Origin of the sequence: Chryseobacterium sp. (assembly GCF_022712095.1) — a bacterium.
In the GTDB taxonomy this organism is placed as follows: Bacteria; Bacteroidota; Bacteroidia; order Flavobacteriales; family Weeksellaceae; genus Chryseobacterium.
Map to the genome: position 1 here is coordinate 1 of NZ_JALAHD010000290.1, position 10358 is coordinate 10358.

Consider the following 10358-nt stretch of genomic DNA (forward strand, 5'->3'; position numbering starts at 1 on the left):
ATCTAATTATTATAATATTTCAGACTTTAAGAGTATATGGGAAGAGACTAAAACAGGTGGAATTTCATACCCAGGAATGGAGTAATCATGAAAAGGCTGGGAAAATATATTCTTGATGGTATCGATACTAAGCTGAATACTGGTGCTGGAATATTTTAGAGTTATTAGTTGAGGTGATATTTTAGATAAGAGTAATAACAGCCATTTTGAAGCCTGAAAAGTTTGAAATTAAATTAGTTTACACTCAAAAATTAAAATTATGATTCCCCATTTTGTCCTGCCCGGTGAAACTCTAGAAAGTATTTCTGAAGAAATTCAATTAGAGAATCCCCAGTACCTGAAAGAATATCATAATCAACATTGTGCGAGACAAGAGCGAATAGAAGAAGAGCTTATTCCAGGCCATAGACTTATTATGCCTGGAATAGATAAAGTTCGGGAGTTTAATAACAGGAATGATGCCCCCTTTAAGAGCCTTGAGAAAAATCCAGTATTAAAATTCAATCCTGAAAATCTACACACTCAATATAAAGTTGAGATTAAGGAAAATCAGCAAGGTGAGGGAATAAAAAATGTTTCACAAACTATTTCTTATACGGTTACTTTACAATGGTATGAGGCAAATAAGCAAGAGCATTTATTTCATTGTACAAGAGAAGGATTTGTAAGTAATGAAGGAAAAATGGGGAATCTTGCTCGGAAATGTGTAGAAGTATTAAATCCCCTGCTTATAAAAACAGATCTAAAGGGCGAAATTTTGAATGTGGCCCTAAGACCTGAAATTCTTGAAAATTTTAGAGAAACTAAAAGAGATTTACTTGATAAGTTCCCGGATCAATATGCAGAAAGATATATTGAAGAATTGGAGTATGTGATTAATAATGCTGCATTATTCGACGAGAGAATGAAAACTGATCTTTTTATAAAAACGTATTTTGGACCCTTAAGAAGTAAATTTGAAAATGGAATATCAGTTTTCAGTAAGGATATAGGTGAGGAAAACGTATCACTTGAAGTCATCCAGAAAGCAGATAAAACAGATTCGGGTGAAAAAATTAACCTTTTACAAAAAGCAAATCTTGAGATTCCGGAGGTTGATTACAAAGGAAACTATGTTCTTTCATCTTCAGACGGAATTATTGAAAAGGCTGAAATTCAATATGATATTTCTCTTTATGGTGTAAAGTATGTCACGCGTATTATTCTTAGTGAGGTTGTTAAATAGTTGTAAATCAAATTGATGATGTGTTGGAAATATCTTATGTCGTAGAATTACGACACAAAATCGTAGAATTACTACAATTTTTCAGATTTAGATTTAAAAATTTTCAGAATGATAAAAGGCATTATATCTTTGCCAAACAATCACCAAATCATAAAATATTAACAATTAAAATTTACTATTATGGCAGCAAATTCAAGAGGAATTCTAAAATTTAATGGTAGTGAAGGACAAAAACTATTGAAATTAAATTATAGTGTGTCCAGATCTACAGACGTATCAGGAAGAGTAGCCTCAGATCCATCCAACGCAATTATCAAATTAACTGTAGAAGCTACAGAGAAATCAGATATCTTAGAAAGTTTACTTAACGGAAAATATTAGCCTACAAGTGGCGAAATCACATTTAATAAATCTCATGAAGAAGGAACGTTGATTACTTTGAACTGGGAAAACGGATATGTTATTCAACATGAAGTAGACTTCGATGCAATAGACAGTAACAATATGCTGATCAGTTTTATTGTAAGTGCAGAGAAGATTAACTATGGTAATGCTGCTTACGAAGGTTTATGGCCAACAAGCTAATACAAATATCAAATTTACATTCATATAGAAGACTGTCCTTTGTAAGGCAGTCTTTTTTGCCTGCACTGAAGGTGAAGGTTTTGTTTAAGTTGTTGTTTATTAATTTGTTAAATATGGAATTTGATTAAATAATTTTTCATAACTTTAAACACACCGCAATTACAAAATCATGTCAGCTAAACCAAAAAGAATGCAGGATTTCTCATTCTCTGCATTTCAGAATAAAGAAAATAATAAAAACATCATCGAATCCCAAACTTGGGTAGAATTGTTACTGTTTAGAAAAGGATATCCTGAACAGCAATAAAAAATGATGAAGATGTAGAATCTTATTTTCCTTCGGATTAATAATCAATAAAAAAACATCAATTATATAAATTTAATTATTGAAATGAGTTTCATTTCATGAAATATAAAAACATTAATATTTAGAAAAAAAATAATGGGAGTACTAGTAACCAACGAAACGGTAAAACAGCTTTTTCATATTGCACAGTCAATAGCAAGGGAAAATTATAATGCTACTTACGGAGGACCGCATATATTACAGGCTTTAATGCATAAAGATATAGGGCTTAATGAATTTCTTAAAAATATAGATAAAGATCCCGGATATTTTTATGAGTGGGCAGATGTGCGTATAGAAGATTATCCTAAAACTACGCATTTACCGGATGAAGTAAAGGAAGACGAAACAGTTGATGTTCTTGTAGAAGAAGCTGATGATATAAGATTGAAGCTGGGGTTGGACGAAATAACCCCCATATGTATTTTAACGGCTATTGTTAAACCGCAGGTGGCTTTTTCATTACAGCAGTTAAAATCTCTTCCGCTTAGAGAGCATGAGATATTTAATTTATACAGAAAGGATATTCCATATGGCTCTTCTGAAGACAATGAGTTCTCTTCACTATTCTCCAGTTCATCGGATTTTTCTGATTCGTCATTTCCTTCCATAAAAAACTATTGTGTGGACCGTACAGCGCAGGCTAGGCAAGGGGCTTTGGAAAATATCATAGGCAGAGACAAAGAACTGAGAATGCTGGTGGAGATCTTATGCAGAAGAACTAAACCGAATGTTATTATCATAGGAGAACCTGGAGTTGGTAAAACTGCACTGGTGGAAGGTTTTGCAACTGAAATTATTAAAGGAAATGTTCCTGAAATGCTGAAAAATGCTACTCTTTTGGAATTAGATACTGGAGCATTATTGGCAGGAACTTCTTATAAAGGGGAAATAGAAGACCGTCTTAAAAAAGTAATCAATGAATGCAAGAAAATTGAAAAAGCTATTTTATTCATTGATGAGATTCATACATTATTAGATCCTAAAGGAAGTATCGGAAATGTTGCTAATCTCCTGAAGCCTGAATTGGCAAGAGGGGAAATTACAGTAATTGGAGCAACTACCCAGGAGGAATACAGAAAAATTATTGAGCCGGAACAGGCATTCAACCGTCGTTTTGAAGTTCTCACCGTTCATGAGCCGGATGAAAGAACATGCGTGAAGATGATAGACGTCCTGTTAGACGGATATAAAAAACACCATAATATTGAAGTGGAAAAAACAGCACTTCCTGAATGTGTGCGCCTTGCAAAACGATATGCGAAAGGTAAAAAATTACCAGATGCGGCAATTGATCTGTTAGACCGTACTATGGCGGCAATCAAGATGCTTGATGAACTTTCAGAGAAAGAACTGGAGAGCTGGAAAGAAAGTTATGATGCTATTATAAAAGAAGAATTTGCAGATAATAAAGATAAAGCGGATGAACTGATATGGATGTATAATCTGCTCAGAGATAAAGTTAGCCCTATCTTATGGGGATCTTTAAGTGAGCAGCCTGCAATAGATAACTCGATGCCGGTGGAACATATCCAGAAAGTAATTGAAGATACCTATACTGAATTACTTCAGCATGCAGCTAAAAAAAGAGAAAAAGTAGACAGATTAGAACTTGCGGCAGTAATGGCAGCAAAAACTAATATTCCGATTGGTAAAATTCAGGCTCAGGAAAAAGAAAAACTTCTTAATATGGAATCTCTTCTCCTTAATAGAGTCGTTGGGCAAGATCATGCTTTGAAAGTACTATCCGATGCCATTGTAGAGAATCGAAGCGGGCTTAACAAGCCGGGACAGCCGATTGGATCTTTCTTCCTCTTAGGTCCTACAGGTACCGGGAAAACAGAACTAGCTAAATCCATGGCAGAATTATTATTCAATGATGAAAAGGCTATGATTCGTTTCGATATGTCAGAATTTAAAGAAGAGCATTCTGCTGCATTGTTATATGGGGCGCCTCCGGGATATGTAGGGTATGAAGAAGGAGGAATGCTGGTAAACAAGATAAGACAGCAGCCTTATACCGTGGTTTTATTTGACGAAATTGAAAAGGCTCACCACTCCGTATTTGATGTATTCTTACAGATTATGGATGAAGGAAAAGTCCATGATAAATTAGGAAAAGAAGGAGACTTTAGTAATGCATTGATTCTTTTCACATCCAATATCGGAAGTGAAGAAATTGTAAAACAATTTGAAGAAGGAAAGATTCCGGAATCATCATCTTTAATGCAGATTATGTCTAATTCAGGAAGATTCAGACCCGAATTCTTAGCAAGAATCACAGAGATCATTCCATTTGCACCGATTACAGAATCTATTGCCGAAAGAATTTTCAATATTCAGTTAAAATCTCTCCATGCATCTTTACATAGATTGGGAATCACATTATCTATTACTGACGAAGCAGTGAAAGAACTTGCATTAGGTGGGTTCAGCAGTAAGTACGGTGCGAGACAGATTTCAGGTGTGATCCGGGCTCAGCTGGCAAGACCCATCTCAAAAATGATTGTAAGAGAAGAGGTTAAATCGGGACAAACCATTAACATTGACTGGAATGTCGGAGAAAAAAAATTAATTTGGAAAGTAGATTGAATTGTTGAGAACTGAAAATTAGAAATTAATTATGAAAATGCCATTCAGAAATATCTTTATTATAATATTATCAATGACTGCTCATTATACAATGAGCGGTCAGTTTCTTTCCGCTTCAGATACTTCGGAAAGCAGTGTAAGAAGATATAAAGGTACAATTAATGCCAATAAAGAAATTGTTGAATTTATAGAATATTCTCTCGTTCAGAAGGGACTTCCTAAACACTTAAGAAATTTGGCATTGATAGAATCGGGTTTTGACAGGAGACAGGTATCAGGTGCAGGAGCTACCGGAGTATGGCAGTTTATGACAGCACATGCTAATCAATATGGGCTTTCAGAGCAAAATCGTTCGGATTTATATAAAAGTACAAAAACGGTAACCGTTTCATTAACTAACCTATACAAAAAATATAATAACTGGGTGACAGTAGTAGCTGCCTATAACTGTGGCGAAGGAAATGTTGCCAAGGCCATGCAGGCAGCAGGTTCTTCACAATATCATATCTTTTACAAATATTTGCCTGCCGAAACTATTAATCATGTTAAAAAATATTTGAATGCCTGCTATGCCACCGGTGAATTATCAAGTGTTTTAAGTGATTATAATAACTCCCGGATGAACAGGATATTTGAAGGAAGAGGAAGTCAGTATACCGGAAATAATTCTTTGTCAGAAACTGAGATCAATGCAGGATTCAGCCTGGATGTCATTGCCGAAGAACTTAAAATAAATATTGATAATATCTTGGCGTGGAATCCGGGAATCATAGAAGAACTTCAGAATAAAGGAGAAAGTACACTCTATCTTCCTATGGATCTAATGCCCGATTTTCTTTTGAGAAAAAATAAGATACTAACTCGTTCGATTCGTGGAGGAACAAAACAAGAGATGGAAAAATAAACTCAATCAACCAAATCACCAGCAATATGAAAATAGAATCACATAATATCTCAAAGAACTCCGCATTCCATCCTACTCAAAATGCGGAAGGAATCAAAGATCACCATCAAAAAGGTATTAACCGTTTAGTGAAGCTGTCTTTAATTATTGAAGGAAATATAATTAAACATTACAAACACTTTACATTAAAGCAGAGTACCCGGAAGCATCATGAGTTTAGTCTTGTTCTGGCTCATGATACTTTAGGCGGTCGTCAGACCCATACTCTTGATGATGCCCATAAATTTTTAGGTAAGCGAATTACAGTTGTTATTACCTATAAAGATATAGAAAACAGTCCTGAACGTACTTTTGTAGGTGTTATTACAGGGGTGGGGTTTAGTCAGGAAAAAATGAGTCTGGGAAATATTGTTTTGAATGGATACAGCCCAACCATACTTTTAGACGGAGCTTCTCATATTCAAAGTTTTGGAGGTGGACAGCCTGTTAATATGGGAATTATCGCGGAAGAGGTTATTAAGCAAGGTCTGGATAAAAGCCGTTTTGATATAAGAATTGATACCAATGACTATTCTCAGATCTTATACAGCAGCCAATATGATGAAACCCATTATAATTATCTTGCTCGTATGGCTGAAGCTTATGGGGAGCAATTCTACTATGATGGGGAAGTATTGCACTTCGGAAAACTTCCGGCTCAGAATAAACCAATCAGTTTAACTTATGGCAGTAATGCTAATGATATTAACGTAGAGTTAAAAGCTGTACATATCAGACCTCAGTTTTATGGGTATAACAGCAGTAAAAATGAAAAACTGACCTCTGGAATTACTCCTGTTCAGCATGTGGCAGATCTCGCTAAAACAGCCTATAGCCATAATGAGAAGATCTATAAAACTCCTGCTTTGCGGATAGCGCCTATAAAAGCCAGTACCCATTTGGATATTGAGTATTCACAGCGAAGCAGCTCAGGTAGTGGAGCGGTAGATGTGTTTTCTGTATCTGGAAAAACTACTGTTCCTTTTCTACATCCCGGGTGTGTAGTCGATATGCAGATGCGTAAACCGGATTCCAATGAAACTGGCTATTTCACTAAGATTATGATAACAGAAGCAACACATGAAATAGATGCTATAGGTCATTATAATGGGACTTTTGAAGGAATAGCTTCAGATACGGGTTTTTTACCGAAACCTGATTTTAAAATTCCTAAGGCAGATCCGCAGATAGCTACTGTAATTTCCAATACCGATCCTGAAGGACAGGGAAGAGTTCAGGTGAGATTTGACTGGCAGACTAATGATACAACCCATTATATTAGAGTTATGAGTCCTGATGCAGGAGGAACAGATCAGATCACTCAGAATAGAGGGTATGTTGCTATTCCGGAAGTGGGTGATCAGGTTATGGTCAACTTTGTTCATAGCCATCCTGACAGACCTTTTGTGATGGGGGGAATGTTTCATGGAGGAATAGGTCTTGGTGGCGGTTCCGATAACCGTGTAAAGTCCATTCAGACTAGAAGTGGGCATAGATTGGTATTTACAGAAGATGAAAGTATTATTCTTACTGATAAATCAGGAAATGAAATTCAATTAGATACTACAGGAAGTAACATTACTATTACAGCTCCTGAGACAATGACGCTGAATTGTAAGAATATGAATATCAATGTAGGAGAAAACCTTACTTCTAATGTAGGAATGAATATTTCTGAAACAGCAGGAATGAATAAGAATACAAATATAGGAATGCTGAATATGGTTAATGTAGGAACCAATTATATTACGAACGTAGTAGGGAAAATGGTAGAATATATACAAGGGAATAAAGAATCTCATACTGATAAAGATAGAGTGAGAGTAGCTAATGGTAAAATTATATCACAAAGTGTAGGAACTCATGAACATCATTCAGAAAAAGAAATTCAAAATAATTCTGGAGAAATATCTAAAAATCATTAGATAATGAGTAAAGAAACATACATTGAAGGAGACTATATTGAGACGACTGGAGGAAGTAATCTTAATTATGCTAAACAAGGCATAGAGAATACTGGGTCTAGCGTAGTACAGAATGGTGCTCAAAATGGTGTTACATATGGTAAAAATCAACAAGCTCCTAAGATTGAAAAAATAGAGTCGGGAGAAGCATATATAATTGTAGTAGGAACTCAAAGTCATCGAAGTGATGCATCACTGACTAAGCCATGGAACTTACTGAGAGATGTAGGAGAAGGTAGTAAATTAATGTTTGTACATCAGGCGCTTAGAAGGATGAGGTTAAATAAAGGTTCAATAAAATTTGATTTCTTGTTATGTGTCAGAGGATATACAGAAAAACAGAGAAGCGCTATAAAAAGTGCAGTAGAAAATCTTTATGATGGAAAATATATAGAAGTTTCAAGTGCACAGCAGGTTATTAATTACATTAATACTGGTGATAAAAATAATAATGCTGCTACGGCTAAGGCTCGGGACGAAAAGAAAATCAAACAATTATTATTTTATAGCCACGGTGTAGTGGGGGAAATTTCTTTAGGATTAGCACCTGCAGGTATAGATATTACTGAATATTCATTTGAGGAGTCAGAAGCGAAAAAGCTTAGTAATCAGGCATTTTTTTCTGGAGCCAATATCTATCTTTTTTCTTGTAGAGCAGGAATTGGAAATCCAGATATAGATAGAAGTGTTTATATTGACGCTAAAGGAAGTAGAACAGATCCCAATAATAGGTATAATATTTTATCGTCAGAAAGTATAGCTCAAAAAATAGCAAATGCAGCTAAAACTACAGTATTTGGTTATCTCCGTAGAACTGATTATGAAAAAACCTTGTTTACAAATGATGAATTATGTTTTTCAGACTATATGAAAGCTAGACAAAAACAACAGAATCAGGTACAGAACAAAAGATGTTCAGTGACATATTTACACTTGCTGGATCAGAATCATGAGCTAACTGATCAAGAGAAAGAAAGGTGGAGAGAGTGGACTAATATTGAATCGAATATGACAAAGATTGACGGAGCCTGGTTTGATCCTGATGGAGCACGCCATAATATTGAGGCTGCTCCTAGCCCGGAAGGTGTTCCTTCAGATATGAAAACGTTTATACCTCAGAAATAATGAGAAACAAATATATTAAAATAGGCATCGTTTTTATTTTTATAATAGTATTAGGAGCTTTTACAAAAAAAGTGATTATGAAAAACTCTGCATGTAAAACAGAAAATGGATATGAAATTATAGGCTTTGGCGGTAAGCCTGTGAATGTTACTGATAGAATTGAAAAAGAAGCCTGTAAATGTATTACGGAGTCCTTATTATGGAATCCTAATCCGAAACAGTTCAATTCTGAACAGCTAAAAGAGATAAAGAAAGAATTACCCCTATGGGTAGCTAAAAATGTTAAGGGATTCTCTGCTGAAGATCAGAAATTGCTGGAAGCTCAGCTGGAAAAGATGAACGATAAAGAATTATTGGAAAAACTGAAATATAAGTTTTCCTATTTCGGTAAGCCGGCATCAGAAGAAATTCCTGTATATGTAATGAAAATAGAATCAGTCTGGGCTTATTGTCCTAATTATTCAGATGAATATGCTGTTTACGGTAAAAAAGATAAATTTGGATTCGAATTTTATCCATTAAAAGATAAACCAAATTATTCAATAATAGAGAACCAGGAATGGGCAGAAGAAGAATTGGGGAAAAAATAATAGATGGTATTTTTAGTGAAAGATATTGAATGTTTGTAAATTATTTTATCAACCCTTTTACTCTATAAAAATAGATTTTTTTTATCTGATAAACATATCTTTACTCTATAATTGTTACAGCTTAAAAATAAAAAACAATTACAATATTTCACTTTGTGGTGTATATATTATAATTATTTTAACCCTGTTGGATTGTTTTTAAGTGTTTAATTAATTGATAATCATTATTTTAATTTGATTTATTTCTAGAGTCGTAGAATTACTACATGAAATCGTAGAATTACTACAAAAAATCAGATTTATGCTTAAAAGTTTTCAAAGACAGAATTGAGAAGGTATCTTTGCTACATCAAATCAACCAAATCACAAAATATTAATTTAGAAAAATTTGCAAATCATGGCAGAAAACTCAAGAGGAATCTTAAAATTCAACGGAAGCGAAGGACAAAAACTATTAAAATTAAATTATAGCGTATCCAGATCTACTGACGTTTCAGGACGAGTAGCATCAGATCCATCTAACGCGATCATTAAGCTTACTATAGAAGCTACAGAAAAATCAGATATCTTAGAAAGTTTATTGAATGGTAAATACAAGCCTACAAGTGGTGAAATTACTTTCAACAAATCTCACGAAGAAGGAACATTGATTACTTTGAACTGGGAAAACGGATATGTTATCCAGCATGAAGTAGACTTCGATGCAATTGACAGCAACAACATGCTGATCAGTTTTATTGTAAGCGCAGAAAAGATTAACTATGGTAATGCTGCCTATGAAGGAGTATGGCCTGGTAATTAATTAGCACATAATCATCTTAGTAAATAACAATTGGTACAGGATAGCAACTTTCGGGTAGCTGTCCTGTTTTTTTATAATACTTTTACATCTTTCTGAATTCTTTTCAGGAAATACCGGCAAAATTATTTTAGATTTTACATTATTATTATAAGTTTCAGTATTACAGGTTGTTGTAGATTAAATTCC

8 protein-coding genes and 1 pseudogene are annotated in these 10358 nt (G+C 34.4%); all 9 read left to right on the forward strand.

What is annotated here, in order from left to right:
* The first annotated feature begins 259 nt into the window (after positions 1-259).
* A complete protein-coding gene (locus tag Q0A18_RS14640; RefSeq protein ID WP_292010902.1) occupies positions 260-1225 on the forward strand; it encodes a hypothetical protein in 966 nt (321 codons plus the stop codon).
* A gap of 180 nt (positions 1226-1405) precedes the next feature.
* A pseudogene (tssD, locus tag Q0A18_RS14645) lies at positions 1406-1810 on the forward strand (type VI secretion system tube protein TssD).
* A 169-nt stretch (positions 1811-1979) separates the two neighbouring features.
* Entirely contained in the window at positions 1980-2117 is a 138-nt protein-coding gene (locus Q0A18_RS14650) for a hypothetical protein (protein ID WP_292010903.1), read from the forward strand.
* A 135-nt stretch (positions 2118-2252) separates the two neighbouring features.
* Positions 2253-4748, forward strand: coding sequence for an ATP-dependent Clp protease ATP-binding subunit (locus Q0A18_RS14655; RefSeq protein WP_292010904.1), 2496 nt, complete (start codon positions 2253-2255; stop codon positions 4746-4748).
* Positions 4749-4821: 73 nt separating this feature from the next.
* Complete coding sequence (locus Q0A18_RS14660; protein ID WP_292010905.1) at positions 4822-5652, forward strand: lytic transglycosylase domain-containing protein; 831 nt, start codon at positions 4822-4824, stop codon at positions 5650-5652.
* 26 nt (positions 5653-5678) lie between these two features.
* On the forward strand, positions 5679-7616 hold the full coding sequence (locus tag Q0A18_RS14665) for a phage baseplate assembly protein V (RefSeq protein WP_292010906.1): 1938 nt from the start codon (positions 5679-5681) through the stop codon (positions 7614-7616).
* A 3-nt stretch (positions 7617-7619) separates the two neighbouring features.
* Complete coding sequence (locus Q0A18_RS14670) at positions 7620-8780, forward strand: hypothetical protein (RefSeq protein WP_292010907.1); 1161 nt, start codon at positions 7620-7622, stop codon at positions 8778-8780.
* Positions 8781-8857: 77 nt separating this feature from the next.
* Entirely contained in the window at positions 8858-9370 is a 513-nt protein-coding gene (locus tag Q0A18_RS14675) for a hypothetical protein (protein ID WP_292010908.1), read from the forward strand.
* A gap of 397 nt (positions 9371-9767) precedes the next feature.
* The gene (gene tssD / locus Q0A18_RS14680) at positions 9768-10172 is read left to right on the forward strand and encodes a type VI secretion system tube protein TssD (protein WP_292010909.1); all 405 of its coding nucleotides are present in this window, start codon (positions 9768-9770) and stop codon (positions 10170-10172) included.
* Positions 10173-10358 lie beyond the last annotated feature (186 nt).